This window comes from Candidatus Thiodiazotropha sp. CDECU1 (assembly GCF_963455295.1).
Classification (GTDB): domain Bacteria; phylum Pseudomonadota; class Gammaproteobacteria; order Chromatiales; family Chromatiaceae; genus Thiodiazotropha.
This window is the reverse complement of record NZ_OY734020.1, coordinates 2,143,959-2,159,357: the sequence shown is the minus strand read 5'-3', so window position 1 is coordinate 2,159,357 and position 15,399 is coordinate 2,143,959. Positions and strand designations below refer to the sequence as shown.

Annotated in this window: 14 protein-coding genes; all 14 read right to left on the bottom strand. The window is 54.5% G+C overall.

Annotation, left to right across the window (positions count from 1 at the left end; genetic code table 11):
- Nucleotide 1: 1 nt before the first annotated feature.
- The 14 genes from R2K28_RS09790 to R2K28_RS09725 all read right to left on the bottom strand — a co-directional run bounded on the left by R2K28_RS09790 (nt 2) and on the right by R2K28_RS09725 (nt 15,204).
- A complete protein-coding gene (locus R2K28_RS09790) occupies nt 2-1,861 on the bottom strand; it encodes a phosphoenolpyruvate carboxykinase (GTP) (protein WP_316369562.1) in 1,860 nt (619 codons plus the stop codon).
- A 178-nt stretch (nt 1,862-2,039) separates the two neighbouring features.
- The gene (locus tag R2K28_RS09785) at nt 2,040-3,773 is read right to left on the bottom strand and encodes a bifunctional protein-serine/threonine kinase/phosphatase (protein WP_316369560.1); all 1,734 of its coding nucleotides are present in this window, start codon (nt 3,771-3,773) and stop codon (nt 2,040-2,042) included.
- Between the two features lie 50 nt (nt 3,774-3,823).
- Nucleotides 3,824-4,699 (bottom strand): formate/nitrite transporter family protein, encoded by an 876-nt coding sequence (locus R2K28_RS09780; RefSeq protein ID WP_316369558.1) that lies wholly within the window; start codon nt 4,697-4,699, stop codon nt 3,824-3,826.
- 53 nt (nt 4,700-4,752) lie between these two features.
- The gene (nirD, locus tag R2K28_RS09775) at nt 4,753-5,082 is read right to left on the bottom strand and encodes a nitrite reductase small subunit NirD (RefSeq protein ID WP_316369556.1); all 330 of its coding nucleotides are present in this window, start codon (nt 5,080-5,082) and stop codon (nt 4,753-4,755) included.
- 31 nt (nt 5,083-5,113) lie between these two features.
- Nucleotides 5,114-7,552 (bottom strand): nitrite reductase large subunit NirB, encoded by a 2,439-nt coding sequence (nirB, locus tag R2K28_RS09770; RefSeq protein WP_316369554.1) that lies wholly within the window; start codon nt 7,550-7,552, stop codon nt 5,114-5,116.
- 363 nt (nt 7,553-7,915) lie between these two features.
- On the bottom strand, nt 7,916-8,989 hold the full coding sequence (gene arsB / locus R2K28_RS09765) for an ACR3 family arsenite efflux transporter (protein ID WP_316369552.1): 1,074 nt from the start codon (nt 8,987-8,989) through the stop codon (nt 7,916-7,918).
- 69 nt (nt 8,990-9,058) lie between these two features.
- The gene (locus R2K28_RS09760) at nt 9,059-9,394 is read right to left on the bottom strand and encodes a heavy-metal-associated domain-containing protein (protein ID WP_316369550.1); all 336 of its coding nucleotides are present in this window, start codon (nt 9,392-9,394) and stop codon (nt 9,059-9,061) included.
- Between the two features lie 44 nt (nt 9,395-9,438).
- The gene (locus R2K28_RS09755; protein ID WP_316369548.1) at nt 9,439-9,867 is read right to left on the bottom strand and encodes a DUF4399 domain-containing protein; all 429 of its coding nucleotides are present in this window, start codon (nt 9,865-9,867) and stop codon (nt 9,439-9,441) included.
- Between the two features lie 12 nt (nt 9,868-9,879).
- The gene (locus R2K28_RS09750) at nt 9,880-10,368 is read right to left on the bottom strand and encodes a DUF411 domain-containing protein (protein WP_316369546.1); all 489 of its coding nucleotides are present in this window, start codon (nt 10,366-10,368) and stop codon (nt 9,880-9,882) included.
- Nucleotides 10,369-10,397: 29 nt separating this feature from the next.
- On the bottom strand, nt 10,398-10,904 hold the full coding sequence (locus R2K28_RS09745) for a c-type cytochrome (RefSeq protein WP_116445192.1): 507 nt from the start codon (nt 10,902-10,904) through the stop codon (nt 10,398-10,400).
- A 31-nt stretch (nt 10,905-10,935) separates the two neighbouring features.
- The gene (locus R2K28_RS09740) at nt 10,936-11,637 is read right to left on the bottom strand and encodes a copper resistance protein B (protein ID WP_316369544.1); all 702 of its coding nucleotides are present in this window, start codon (nt 11,635-11,637) and stop codon (nt 10,936-10,938) included.
- Between the two features lie 11 nt (nt 11,638-11,648).
- Nucleotides 11,649-13,517, bottom strand: coding sequence for a copper resistance system multicopper oxidase (locus R2K28_RS09735; protein ID WP_316369542.1), 1,869 nt, complete (start codon nt 13,515-13,517; stop codon nt 11,649-11,651).
- A 125-nt stretch (nt 13,518-13,642) separates the two neighbouring features.
- Nucleotides 13,643-14,026, bottom strand: a complete 384-nt coding sequence (locus tag R2K28_RS09730; RefSeq protein ID WP_316369540.1) for a hypothetical protein — start codon at nt 14,024-14,026, stop codon at nt 13,643-13,645.
- Nucleotides 14,027-14,118: 92 nt separating this feature from the next.
- The gene (locus tag R2K28_RS09725; RefSeq protein ID WP_316369539.1) at nt 14,119-15,204 is read right to left on the bottom strand and encodes a DUF2235 domain-containing protein; all 1,086 of its coding nucleotides are present in this window, start codon (nt 15,202-15,204) and stop codon (nt 14,119-14,121) included.
- Nucleotides 15,205-15,399 lie beyond the last annotated feature (195 nt).

Genomic DNA, 15,399 nt, shown 5'->3' with positions numbered 1-15,399 from the left:
ATCAATCACTGGTCGCGGATAAATCCCAATATTTTGGGGAGTGGTATAGGCGCGCCAGTTGAAGCTCCCGCTCGAGCTCCATCTCCCGTGGGAGGTGGTCGCCAAACCGGGTGAACAACTCTTCCTGGTCGATGGTTTCGTGGCGGGCCACTTCCCGGTCGATATTCATGATTTCGAAAAAGTCGGCTTTATCGAAATCCAGTCCCTCCCAATTAAGGGCATCATGGGATGGCACCCAGCCTAAGGGGCTCTCCACGGCGTGCGCACAACCGGTGCAACGGTCAACCACCCACTTCAGTACCCGCATATTCTCGCTGAAGCCCGGCCAGATGAAGCGACCGTGCTCATCCTTGCGAAACCAGTTGACCCGGAAGATGGCGGGTGGTGTGGCAACGTTTTTACGTCCGATACGCAGCCAGTGTTTGAGGTATTCCGCCATGTTGTAACCGCAGAACGGCAGCATCGCCATGGGATCGCGCCGCATGGCGGCCTGACCGATGGCGGCTGCGGTCGCCTCCGAGCCCATGGTCGCGGCCATGTAGACCCCATGCTCCCAGTTGTAGCTCTGAAACACCAACGGAAAGTTGTGGCTGACACGACCGCCAAACAGAAACGCGCTGATCGGCACACCGGCGGGATTCTCCCACTCCGGATCGATGGAAGGACAGGCGGCAGCGGGGGCGGTAAAGCGGGCATTGGGGTGTGCCGCCGGACGACCACAACCGATAACCCAATCATCGCCGCGCCAGTCGATCATATGCTCGGGCGGATCCTCGGTCAGTCCTTCCCACCATATATCCCCATCATCCGTCAGGGCGCAATTGGTGAAGATGCAGTTCTCACGTAAGGCGGCAATCGCATTCGCGTTGGATGATTCATTGGTGCCTGGGGCAACACCAAACAATCCATACTCAGGATTGATGGCATAGAACTTACCGTCCTCGGGATTGGGTTTTATCCAGGCAATATCATCACCAATAGTTGTGACCTTCCAGTCGTCAAAACCCTCCGGTGATTTGAGCATTGCAAAGTTGGTTTTTCCGCAGGCGCTGGGAAAGGCCGCCGCCACATAGAACTTCTCCTTCTTGGGGGTTTCAACGCCCATGATCAACATGTGTTCGGCCAGCCAACCCTCATCCCGCCCCATTACCGAGGCGATACGCAGGGCAAGGCACTTCTTACCCAGCAGGGCATTACCACCATAACCACTGCCAAAGGACCAGATCTCCCGGGTCTCGGGAAAGTGGGTAATGTATTTGTCCTCGATGTTGCCGGCGCAGGGCCAGGGGACATCTTCCTCACCCGGCTGTAAAGGTGCGCCAACTGAGTGCACGCAGGGGACGAATTCGCCATCCTCACCCAGTACATCGAGTACTTTCTGACCCATACGGGTCATGATGCGCTGATTCACCACCACATAAGCGGAGTCCGAGATTTCCACACCGATATGTGCGATGTGAGAGCCAAGGGGTCCCATGCTGAATGGAATGACATACATCGTCCTTCCCTGCATGCAGTCTTTGTACAATCCATTGAGGATCGATTTCATCTGCTTGGGATCCATCCAGTTGTTGGTCGGCCCGGCGTCTTCTTCCTTCTCCGAGCAGATATAGGTACGCTCTTCAACACGGGCCACATCGCTCGGATGGGAACGGGCCAGATAACTGTTGGGCCGCTTCTCCTCATTGAGGCGAATAAAGGTGCCGCTTCTGACCATCTCGTCACACAAGCGGTCGTACTCTTCCTGTGAACCATCGCACCAATAAATCCGGTCCGGATTGCATAGCTGAGCGACTTCATCGACCCAGGCTAAGAGTTTACTATTGTTAGTGCGAACTGCGCCGTCATGTTTCATGGTCATGGTGAAAGTCCACCTCTCTTTTTCGTTACATTACCAGCTTTATGTTTGCTTTTTTTACCGATATCCCACTCGAACAATAGGATAAATATAATAGATCACAGAGAACCCGGGCAACCAGTATAAGGAACTCGGCTAAAATTAGCTATCCCGGGCTAAGTCGGGTTTCTGACCTGTGCAGTTAATCGAAAGCTGCATGGGTTATCGACAAAAACACAACAAAAACAAACAATAGCAATGAAAGCCCTTTCCAGAAGAATAAGGGATTGCGCTCAAGCAACGGTGCGCGCGTTTTGTTCAGCATGCTCCGGTTGGGATGACGAAGATCGTATATGAACTCCGATATTTCGTCATGGCGTTTATAAGGATTGGCATGAACCGCTTTACGAATGGTCGCGTCTATCCAGACGGGAATCGTGCGTTCATCGTCGAGTACAGATCGATAGACAAGCTTGCGTTGCGCCGCCCTGCTGGTGGCCCTTGCCACTTGCACACCATAGGGTAAGCGCCCTGACAACATCTGATAGGCAATAACCCCAAGGGAGAAAAGATCCGAACGAGTAGTGCCCGCTTCTCCGAGAAAGTACTCAGGGGCTGTGTATTGTGCGGTACCGAGGATCTGTTGTTGTTCGATACCGGTAATCTCATCCACACCAGCCACCCTGACGGAACCGAAGTCGATGAGCTTTACCGTACCGGTCTTGTCTATCATGATGTTGTTCGGTCTGAGATCCTGGTGCAGCATCTCCTGACGATGCAGTGCGTACAATCCCATAGCGATCTGCTCCACGATATTGCGTACCGCTTCGAGATCGGGGTTTGGGTTGTCGATCATCCATTGGGCCAGGGTTTGGCCATCTATATATTCGGTAGCGATGTAGAGGTAGTTGCGTTTACGTCGCTGTTCGCAGGGTTTGAGCAGGTGAATATTGTCCACCCGCCGGGCCACCCACTCCTCCATCAGGAAACGTTCCAGATATTCTGCATCGTCCCGCAGATCAATTGAGGGGATCTTGAGGCTGACCTGTTGTTGGGTCTCCATATCCACCGCGAGATAGACATGACTGCGACTGCTGTGATGCAGCTCGCGCACGATTTCATAACCATCGAACTGCATCCGCTGTCGCAGTTCCGGCGGGAAGGGCAACTGGGATGCCTGCCGGTGCAGCTCATCGATATCATGTTGTGGCAATTGATCGATGCGTACGATCTGTAGTGTCAGGTTGTCATCACTGCCCTGCTGCAGTGCATGATCCACAATCGACCTGGCTGCTTGATCGAGATCGTCATGATGCCGATTAATCGTCTCGGTGAAGATACGTTCCTCGACAAACTCATACACACCATCCGTTGCGAGTATGAATATGTCACCGGCATCGATGGCAAGTGTGTGGTAATCGAGATCGAGCCAGTCACGCATTCCCAAAGCGCGGCTGAGATAACTCTTATCCCGAGACACCCACAGCCGATGATCCTCAGTCAACTGTTCGAGTCGGTTGTCGATGAGGTTGTAGATCCGGGCATCCCCGGCGTGAAAGATATGTGCAGTAGCTGATTTAAGCACCAAGGCGGAAAAGGTACAGACATAGCCACGATTCAGATCGTAACGATAGGGACTGTTACGCGTCTGTGCATATAACCAGGAGTTTGTCGCCTGCAGTACACGCTGCACCGAACGCTGCACCGACCATGATTCCGAGGTTGAATAGTAGTCCTCAAGAAAACCGTTGACCGAGGTCTCACTGGCAATCTGACTGACATCGCTGCTGCTGATACCGTCAGCCAGGGCAATGGCGATACCCTTGGAGCTCAACAGTGGCTCCTTTGGCATCATCGCCCCATGGAAGTCCTGGTTGATCGGTTTCTGCCCCTTGTCAGAGCATTGACCGATAGCGATGCATAGGTGTGTTGTCATGTAAAAAACTCAGCCCCTGATGGGGCTGAGATATTACCCCACTGGAGAGATCAAGCGGGTGCTTTCATGGTGGACTGAGTGGAGGCGCGTGCTTTCACCTCCGCTGCCGGACGTCCTTTCAGCATACGTTCCGGGCTGGTGCGTACATGGGTGAAATAGAGGGGCAGTCCAACCAGGGCGAAACCGCCGACCAGGTTGCCCAATGCGGTGGGCAGTTCGTTCCAGACTATATATTCCATGAAGGTGAAGTCACCACCCATGATCATGGAAAAGGGAAACAGGAACATGTTGACGATGGAGTGCTCGAAGCCCATGAAGAAGAAGAGCATGATCGGCATCCACATGGCGGCCATCTTACCGCTGGCGGAGGTTGAGATCATGGCGCCGACCACACCCATGGAGACCATCCAGTTGCACAACATGCCACGGATGAAGATGGTGATCCAACCATCCAGTCCATGTGCCTGGTAACCGAGGGTACGGGATTCGCCGATCGTACTCACCTTCTCCGCCAACGCGCCGCCATCGATGTTGTAACCATAGGTGAGGATGAACGACATCATGAAGGCCACCGACAAGGCGCCGGCGAAATTACCGATAAAGACCAGCCCCCAGTTACGCATAACCTGGCCGAAGGTGACACCGGGCCGTCGGTCAATGAGCGCCAACGGCACCAGGGTAAAGACACCGGTAAGGAGATCGAACTTCATCAGGTAGAGCATGATAAAGCCGACCGGGAATAGTATCGCTCCCACCAGTGGCGATCCCGTCTTGACAGCGACAGTGATGGCGAACATGGCGGCAAGAGCCAGTATTGCGCCGGCCATGAAGGCTCGAATCAGGGTGTCCTTGGTGGACATGTAAACCTTCGATTCACCCTGATCGACCATCTTCGAGACAAACTCGTTGGGTTCTAAATATGACATGGTTACTTCCTCTTAAAGAATAAAAACTGAAGATGAATTAGGGTCTTTGTCCACTAGGCCGCCACCTCCTGATCGATCAGGCCCAGAAAGATCCGACCATCCACCACCTTGATGGGGTAACTGCGCGAGCAGCCTTCGTCCGGTGCTTTGGCCTCGCCACTGGCCAAGTCGATCTTCCAGTTGTGCAACGGACAGGTGACGGAGTTGTCATGGACAATGCCTTGGGAGAGCGGCCCCTTGCGATGTGGACACTCGTCCTTCAGGGCAAAGACTTCATCGCTGGCGGTACGGAACACCGCGATATCGACTGTGTCTGTCTTCACTACCCGCGCACCCAACCGAGGGATCTCGTTCAGTGATGCGATATCGATCCAGTTACTCATGCTTAAACCTCGTGGTGATTTACAAATACGATCAGGCCGCACAGATTTCGATTTTGCGGAACTCGTGGGAGTCGTTACCTTCGGCGCGTTCCTTCCACGGGTCGATCTGTGAGAATGTCTGGGAATAACGGAAGCGTTCGGCCAGGGCCTTACGCTGCTGCTCGTCGAATATGGCATCCTTGATGTATTGCAGACCAACCCGCTCGACCCAGGGGGCGGTGCGTTCCAGATAACGACCCTCTTCGCGGTATTTCTGAATAAAGGCGGCGCAGTACTCCAGGACATCTGCTTCGGTTTCAACCTTGCATAGCAGATCGGTAACACGCACCTTGATGCCGCCATTGCCGCCCACGTGCAGTTCGTATCCCGAGTCAACGCAGACTATGCCGAAGTCCTTGATGGTGGCCTCGGCGCAGTTACGCGGACAGCCCGATACCGCCAGTTTGAATTTGTGGGGCATCCACGAACCCCAGGTCATCTGCTCGAGTTTGACGCCCAGGCCGGTGGAGTCCTGGGTGCCGAAGCGACACCAGTTCTTACCGGCACAGGTCTTTACCGTACGCAGTGCCTTGCCGTAGGCATGTCCCGAGACCAGACCCGCATCGGAGAGATCTTTCCACATCGCCGGCAGGTCTTCCTTGTGTATGCCGAACATGTCGATACGCTGACCGCCGGTAACCTTCATCTCCGGCACCTTGTACTTGTCGCAGGCGTCGGCAATGGCACGCAGATCCGCTGGGGTGCAGAGACCGCCGAACATGCGTGGCACCACCGAGTAGGTGCCATCCTTCTGGATATTGCCGTGGGCACGTTCGTTGATGAACCGCGACTGGGCGTCGTCCTGGTACTCACCCGGCCAGCTCGACAGCAGATAGTAGTTGAGGGCAGGTCGGCAACTGGCGCAACCGTCCGGTTGTTTCCATTCAAAGAAGTCACGCACTGCATCCATATCCTTGAGTTGATACTCCCTGATGCCGGCGATCACTTCGTCATGACTGAATTCAGTGCATCCACACATGGGCTTTTTGCTGGGGGTGGCGCTGTAACCCTCACCTACGGTGCTGGCCAGAATCGATTCGACCAGGCCGGTGCAGGAACCGCACGAACTCGAGGCCTTGGTATGGGCGCGCACGTCTTCCAGGGTGAACAATCCCTGCTTGACGATGGAATCTACGATTTCACCCTTGCAGACACCATTGCAGCCGCAGATCTCCGCCTCGGGGCCGAGAGAGGCGATGCGCGTCTGGTCACCGTGTCCCGCATCACCCAGGTCGTGCTGACCAAAGAGAATGGTGTTGCGAAAGGCGCTGATGTCGGTGCCTTCGCGCAATAGCTGAAAGTACCAGCTGCCGTCCAGGGTATCGCCATACATGACGGCGCCCTTGACCCGATTGTCACGCAATACCAGCTTTTTATAGACACCCGCGCCCGGGTCCTGGAGTACCAGGGTCTCGTCGCCCTCCCCTTCGTTGAACTCACCGGCGGAGAAGAGATCGATCCCGGTCACCTTCAGTTTGGTCGAGGTGATCGAGCCCTCATAGCGTGCAATGCCGAGATTGGCCAGGTGATTGGCGGCGACTTTGGCTTGATCGAAGAGTGGTGCGACCAGGCCGTAGCAGACATTGCGGTGCTGCACACACTCACCCACGGCATAGATGCGCGGGTCGTATGTCTGCATGGTATCGCTGACCACTATGCCCCGGTCGCAGTGGATACCGGCATCCTGAGCCAAGGCCATGTTGGGACGTATACCCACCGCCATCACCACCAGGTCGGCCTCTATCTCACTCCCGTCTGCGAACTTCACTCCCCGCACCCGTTCATCGCCGGTGATCTCTGCGGTCTGGGCCTGCATCAGAAACTTAAGCCCACGTGTTTCCAGTGAGGCCTTGAGCAGATCGGCAGCCGGCTTGTCCAACTGGCGTTCCATCAGGCTATCCATCAGGTGTACAACGGTCACCTCCATGCCGTTTTTCTGTAGGCCGTTGGCCGCCTCCAGGCCGAGTAGACCACCACCGATGACCACCGCCTTTTTGTAACGCCCGGCCGCTTCGAGCATCCGCTCCACATCGGCAATATCGCGAAAACCGATGACCCCGGACTTGTCGTGCCCGGGCACGGGAATGATGAATGGATTGGAGCCGGTGGCAATCAACAGGCGATCATAGGCCATCTCTTCACCACTGTTGGTGACCACCTTGCGGGCAATCCGATCGATTCTTGTAACCGCATCACCGGTTTTCAAGGCGATGCCGTGCTCTGCATACCAATCGCGCTCATTGAGTATGATGTCAGATATGCTCTTCTCTCCAGCCAATACCGGTGAGAGCATGATGCGGTTGTAATTGGGGTGCGGCTCGGCACCGAACACCGTGATTTCATATCGCTCCGGCGCCAACTTGAGAAGCTCTTCCAGGGTACGCACCCCGGCCATACCGTTACCGATCAGCACGAGTTTTTCTTTCTGCATCTGCTCAATTCCTCAAACCATAAAAAAAGCCCTAAGCGCTCAAACCAAATTGGTCTGAGACGCTTAGGGCTTCGTTACCCATGCTAACGCTGAGTTAGCTTGTTTGTTAAAAATGGAAGCTGCAGCGCCATTACCACAGCTCTCTAATCAGTTATCAATGCTAGAGCAATGCTTATGCCAAAAAATATAAATTGTTATTTTTCTGCAGCTTATGGAAGAGGACCTGGAATTGGGGATGATCTTAGCGCACATGTTGAGTGCAGTTTGCGCACCAAACTGAGGCACTCCCAACACCAGATGCATCTATCCGTCGGCATGGTCTCCTTCCTGGAGAAACCACATTCAGGACAACTAATGGTCGAATCAGGATTCACGTTCATACCACCCTCGAGTGTTGTTGACGATCTTCACCACGGAGAGCATCACCGGTACCTCGACCAGCACCCCGACCACGGTGGCGAGCGCCGCCCCTGAATCGAAACCGAACAGCGCGATCGCCGCGGCCACCGCCAGTTCGAAGAAATTGCTCGCACCGATCAGAGCCGAAGGAGCAGCCACGCAATGGGCCACCCCGAACTGGCGGTTAAGCAGATAGGCCAAGCCTGAGTTGAAATAGACCTGGATCAGGATCGGTATTGCGAGCATCCCGATCACCAGGGGTTGATCCAGAATCTGCTCACCTTGAAAACCGAACAGGAGCACCAGGGTGGCCAGCAATGCCGACAGGGAGACGGGATGGAGCCGGGCCAGCATCGCCTCCAGCGCCTGTTTGCCGCCATGGATGAGCAGATAGCGCCGCCATACCTGGGCAAAGATCACCGGCAGCACGATATAGAGCACCACCGAAAGAAACAGGGTCTCCCAGGGCACACTGATGGCGGAGAGCCCCAGCAGCAGGCCGACAATGGGCGCAAAGGCGAAGACCATGATGGTGTCGTTGAGGGCTACCTGGGTCAGGGTGAAGTTGGCGTCACCGTTGGAGAGCCGGCTCCAGACGAAGACCATCGCCGTGCACGGGGCCGCAGCCAACAGGATCAGGCCGGCGATATAGGCATCGAGCTGTTCGCTTGGCAGATAGGGTGCGAAGACACCACGAATAAACAGCCAGCCCAGCAATGCCATTGAAAAGGGCTTGACCGCCCAGTTGATGAACAGGGTGACACCGATACCCCGCCAGTGGGCGGCGACCTGGTGCAGCGCGCCGAAATCGACCTTGAGCAGCATGGGGATGATCATCAACCAGATCAGCACCGCCACCGGCAGGTTGACCTGGGCGATCTCGAGTCGCCCCACTGTCTGAAACACGCCCGGCATCAGATGCCCTAGCGCGATTCCCGCAACGATGCACAGCGCCACCCAGAGGGTCAGATAACGTTCGAAGAATCCCATGGAAGCACCGGCGGCACGCCTGCCCGTGACTTCGCACTGAGTACTCAACTCGGTTCTCCTTCTGAAAATTTCATCGATATCGTGACATGTTTATCCACAGATGCTCGTCACATCTCACTATTTAGGTGGCTTATTACAACAGGCTGCTGGAGGTGTTTTGGCATTCTCTTTAGTATTGGCATCGGAATATTGATACCAGTTACTCTTGACACGACACCACCAATTATCCAAAGGCGGAAAGCCGATGCTTACCATAGCTTCGATGATTGTCTGATAAGCCGCTTGGCTGGCATCGTAACATACTATGACCTGATGTTTATCCAGATTCGTTGCTACCTTCAGCACCCCATTCAAATCACCGACGACGCGTTCCACGGCCATCGCGTCGGCGGCATGAACCAGTGCCGGCAGTTTGATCCTGCGCCTGACTTCCCAGGGACCTATGAGTTTCATGGATCGTGTTATAGGCACCATGCTTCACCTCGCTGAGGTTTGTATCATTCAACCGTGATTGTGATCTTCTCAGAAAACAGCGCTGGATCCTGTGGTTCATGTTCCTCATCACCCAGCAACAACTGCAGGGTATGCCTGCCGGGTGGGAGTTCCAACACGGTCTCCGTCTCGCCCTGATCGAAATGGATATGGTTTTCGTCGCTGGGTATGGGGGCATCCAGGTCGGGTAACTGTTCCACATCCACGAGTAGATGGTGATGACCGGCGGTGTGTCGCCGCTTGCCTTTAGTCCCGGCAGGGGTGATGCCGAAGCCCTGAATGCCGAACTTCACCTTGAACGGGCTCTTCACCACGTCACCCTGCTGCAGATCGATGAAATAGACCTTGGCATGTTGTGGTGGAGAGTGCGCCTCTGCGACAGCGGTTATCAGCAGGAGCGCCAGGACACCGACTAAAATCGCTCGCCTGATCATCACCATCGACTCCTATTGATTCTTACTGGCAAATACACGGGTTTTACCGTCATGCTGAATTGAGAGGACGTCATAGGGATCGCTCCTTGGGCCTTCCATGCCAGGTGATCCCATGGGCATTCCGGGCACGGCAAGGCCCTTTATGGAAGGTTTTTGCCGCAACATGCGCACAATCTCACTCGCCGGCACATGCCCCTCTATGACATAGCCGCCGACCATGGCGGTATGACAGGATTGCAGATGGCGGGGAATCCCCATTTCGGCCTTGATGGGATTCATATTGCGCCGGTCGTGGACCTCCACGGAAAACCCGTTGTCCCGCATATGATCCACCCATTTAGAACAACAGCCACAGGTAGGGCTCTTGTAGACCACCACGTCGGCTGCCTCGACCGTCTTTTGATTGAGCAACAGGGTGCCGATAACCAGGGTTGAGATCACCAGCAGAAAAGTCGCCAGGGTGAGTGATTTGTTCGATTTCTTGGTCTGTTTCTTAGTCATTCTCGACTCCGTAGGTTTGTCTGATTACTTCAGCCCTTTTTGATCGGCTGCAGTGGCCTGTTGGCCTGGGTATTGCGCTCATACCAGATGCGATAGACCTCATCAGTCCAATGGGTTTGTACCCAGGCCAGAATGTCGTCGATCTGTGTCGCATTCAGTTTGTCGCCGAATCCCGGCATGCTTCCGCCCAGCGGTATGCCTCCCAGCCTGACCGTTCGGCGCAGTACGGACAGGGGGTGATGCCAGGTGTGGGCGGTACCGTTGAGGGGTGGCGGAGGCAACTTTCCGTTGGCATCCAGCCGCTTCCACTCCTGTGTGCCTGATGCATCGGGTTTATGACATTCAGCGCAGTGCACCTGGTAGAGTTTGTTGCCCCTGGCAACCTGTGTCTGGCTGTACCAGCGCTCTGTTGGCAGGGGTTTTGTCGCCGCCGGGCCTGGTCGGTCTATATTGGCCGCTGCATCCTGTTGATTGCTGCAAGCGACCAATCCAAGCAAGCCGGGCAGTAGTATTAGAATCAATAGTCGTCTCTTCATGCGCTGATACCTGGGAAAGTTGTTGGATATGTCAAAACCAGGCCCTGATCCCGGCAACCACTTGCGTGTCACTGGTATCTTCACCCTCCTCCTTGGTGAAATCGGCGGTTTGACCGAACTGCTTTGTCCAGTTGATTCCGATGTAGGGTGCGAACTCCTTCCACACCGCGTAGTGAAGCCGCAGCCCCAGCGAGATGTCGGAGAGGCCGGAACCGATGCCGACCTCCTCATCATCCTTACTGTAGAGGTTCATCTCGATTTCGGGTGAGAGGAATACCCTTTGGGAGAACATGTATTCATACTCCGCATCGAGCCGGGCGCTCACCTGGCCCGATTCACCAAAGAAGAGGCTGGCATCCACTTCAAAAAGATAGGGCGCCAAACCTTTGAGAGCGAGTGCCAGGAAATCCCGCTCCGGCTCCGGTTTGATGTCACGGCGCCAGCCGATCTGGAAGTCCCAAAAGGGGGCGACAGCACGACTGTAGAGGAACTGTACCTCCGCCTCTTCTGTCTCCCCATCCACTCGCTCCACTTCGGTCTTGAACCAGAACTTGTTGAGGTCTCTGCCGATCCAGGCATCGGCATCCAGGACCAACGGGTCTGGACCATCCGTGTACCTGATCTCCAGTTTGTCGATCATCACCTTATACAGCAGCGGATCGTCCGCGCCGCCGGCGTAGAGCGTGGTGCTAAATCCGATCGCCATCAACGCAGTTATTTGTTTAATACCCATTTTCATACCCCTCAACTGACGATGACAGTACGGAACATACCCAGCATGTGGTAAAGCAGATGACAGTGGTAGGCCCAGCCCCCTTCCGCATCCACACTGACCCGGTAGCTGATGCGGGATCCGGGTTGTACGATGACGGTGTGTTTGCGCGGGATATAGTTGTTGTCACCGGTCTCCAGGTCGCTCCACATTCCATGCAGATGCATCGGGTGGTTCATCATCGTGTCGTTGACGAAGGTGATGCGCAGGCGCTCGCCCATTTTCCATCGCAGGGGTTCGGCATCGCTGCGTTTGACCCCGTTGATCGACCACATGTAGCGCCCCATGTTGCCGGTGAGATGGAGTTCGATCTCCCGGTCCGGTTCCCGGTGGTCATGGGTGGTGCGCAGATTCTTCAGGTCCGCATAGGTCAAAACACGACGGCCGTTGTTGCGCAGACCGACACCGGGATCGTCCAGGCGGTATTGGGGCGCATCGGCCCGCATGTCCACATGTGGTCCGTATTCGGTCTTGGCGTGTTGCACGGGACCGGCAGTAAAATCTGACGGGTTGGGTTTGATTTGGTGGTCCGGCATCTGATGCTGGCTATGATCCATGCCCGGCATCGTTTGATCCGCGGACATCTGATGCTGGCTGTGATCCATTCCCGGCATCGCTTGCCCATCAGGCATCTGATGCTGACTGTGATCCATGGCGGACATGTCGTGCCCCGCGTGATCCATCATATTCATGCCCATATCGCCGTGACTCAGACTGGGCACAGGGTCCGGCTCCGGTATTGCTGCAGTCAAGCTCGGATCGGGTGTCAATGTCCCCCGTGCATACCCCGAACGAGCGATATCCTGGGCAAAAATGGTGTAGGCCCTGTCATCCTTGGGCTCGACGATGACGTCATAGGTCTCCGCCACTCCCAGGCGAAACTCGTCCACCGAGACCGGCTCCACATTCTGCCCATCCGCCGCCACAACTGTCATCTTGAGCCCGGGAATGCGGACATCGAAAAAGGTCATGGCGGAACCGTTGATAAAGCGCAGCCTGATCTTCTCGCCTCGCTTGAAGAGCCCTGTCCAACCGTCGGATGGGGTTTGGCCATTGGCCAAAAAGGTGTAGGTGTAGCCGGTCACATCCGAGAGGTCGCGCTGGCTCATGCGCATATGGTTCCACATCTTGCGTTCGTTCCAGGTGGCGGCCAGCCCCTTCTCTTTCAGATCCTTCATCAGGTCGCCATGGGTACGCTCGCTGATGTTGTAGTAGTGGCTGAGCTTCTTCAGCTTGGCATAGACGTCATTCGGATCCTCGTCGGTCCAGTCGGAGAGCATGACCACATAGTCGCGGTCATAAGCGACAGGGTCGGGTTCCCTGGGATCGATGACGATGGGGCCATACAGCCCTGTCTGTTCCTGGAATCCCGAGTGACTGTGATACCAATAGGTCCCGCTCTGCACCACCTGGAATTGATAGGTGAATGTCTCACCGGGCTTGATCCCGGAGAAGCCATCAGAGATACCAGGCACGCCATCCATTGCGCTCGGCAGGATAATGCCGTGCCAATGGATGGAACTGGTTTCAGGCAACAGGTTGGTGACTCGGAGTGTCACATTGTCGCCCTCACGCCAGCGCAATATGGGGGCCGGCAGCGAGTTGTTTACCGTGGTGGCCATCCTGGTCGCGCCAGTGAAATTCACCGCCTGTTCGCCGAGAGTCAAACTGAAATCGGTACCACGCAGGGTTTGTGGACCCTGCTGCTTCATGTCAGCCGCCAACAAACGGCCGCCGAAACCGAGTCCGGCGTAGGCGCCGCCCATTGCCAGTCCGGTGACAAATCGACGCCGTGTCAGGCAGATACCATCTCTTTTTATGGGATCATGAAAATCACTCATGGATTGTCTCTTCCTCTGCAAGCCAGTCCACCGAAACGGCATCACTGGCAGTAACCAACAGATATTTCAAATCGGGAATATCGTTAAGCGATCACTAAGTCAGTAGCGATCGATTGCAGGAGAGATCAGGCCCTGGGGGGGCGAAAGAGTGATGAGATGCTTTGATTGACCAGGTCGCTATGCGTTTGCATAACGGCGGTGAAAGTGGTTTGGAGTGTTGAAAACGAGAAATCCGGCAACAGCCCCAGCAGACAAGAGACGCAATGGCCGGATGAACAGCTACCGCCACTGCAACCGGTATCGGCATTGCAATTCTCGCAATCCATCATGGCGCCATGCTCAGTAGTCATAACCTGACCGCCATCATGGTGATTCCCCATCTGATGTTGATGCACCTCGCTCTTTTGCTCGAGAGATGAGGTGAAACCGGCCATCGCACCCTGGAGCGGGATCAGACCCAGCACGACAGAGAGCAGAACAGCTAGCAGTTTTTCAGGGAACCGGCGCATAGTCTTGAGTATTGCTGAGATCCATTCTTAGTTCAACTGATTATTTTGTACTTGAATGGCCAGTGAAAGTTCCACCCGTTCATCTGATTCAATTATAAATCAGGACAGGGTTCACCCCGATCGATGCGCTTGGTATTCACCACCGGTATATCTTCCTGATGGTCATGGAAGCCCTTGATATTTGGTGGATTGTAGTTGCACTTCGCCAGCTGCATACGATCCAACACCGATTGATGAACCGCTTCACCATCATTGGTATGTTTTCCAATCTGCCGCTCATATGGCCCCATAACCCGATAGGCAATGGTCATTGAGTCATTTAGTACAGAGTTGAAGCAGGGCCAGAAGTGGTCCAGATAGTCTTTGTCACATTCGAGTCCTAATCCTTCGGCTTTTTCCACCATCCAATGCAGCGCCTCGTTGGCCAGGCCATCGGGAGAGTAACTACCGCCAACATTGCTGTGCACACCGGCAAACCAGGCCTGTTGTAACTCACCCTGCCATGACATTGGTCGATGCCAAAATGAAGGTTTGAAAGGCTTGCGACGTTCATCGATTGCAATGGCATGCATGGCATTTTCGATATTTGGATTCAAATCGATATCGTGATATTGATATTTCTTTTTGTTGAAAACCTGACCAATGACTCCAGGGGCGCCGAGTGCACCCACTGTGTCCCAGACGCCGATTAGCTTAATCGGCGGACATGGACGGGTACCTTTGCAATTGTGAAAGGCACTCTCCCACTCCGATGAACCGGGCCCCTTGCTCTTTTCATAACAGAGATACATTTCCGGCACATAGTAGTCGTCATCTTTTTCGATCAGTCCGATTAGATTCATAAAACCGGCAAGGCTTCTTACCGTAAATGCACCGCGACTGAAACCAAACAGATAGATTTCATCGCCAGGCTCATAGTTATAAACGATAAACCTGTACATGTTACGAATATTCTCTTCCATACCTTTGCCAAAAGCCCCGCCGGTGAATTTGTCAAGCGGACCACTAGTCCCCACTCCTTCGTGGTAATAGACTATCTGAGAAGTACCATCACTGGACTTTGGTTTTATGGCACGGGCAATTTTGGTCACATTGGTTGGGTGGCGGCGTCCTGTTTTTTTATCGACCTGATCCCGGATGTTCCATGTGCCATCGGCACAGATTATGATTCTTTTCATTTTAAACAGCCCCTAATAACGGTTAATCTCTATTACAAGCAGTAATCTTGATATCGGTTCCAACCTCGACCGTAGCCTGAACCGCGGGCACTTCCACTGAACCCGGAATCATAACTTCCATCCTCCCCGCCATCCTATTTTATTATAATCAGCCACTAAACACATCTAATAGATATTTGCAATTTTACAAAAAAC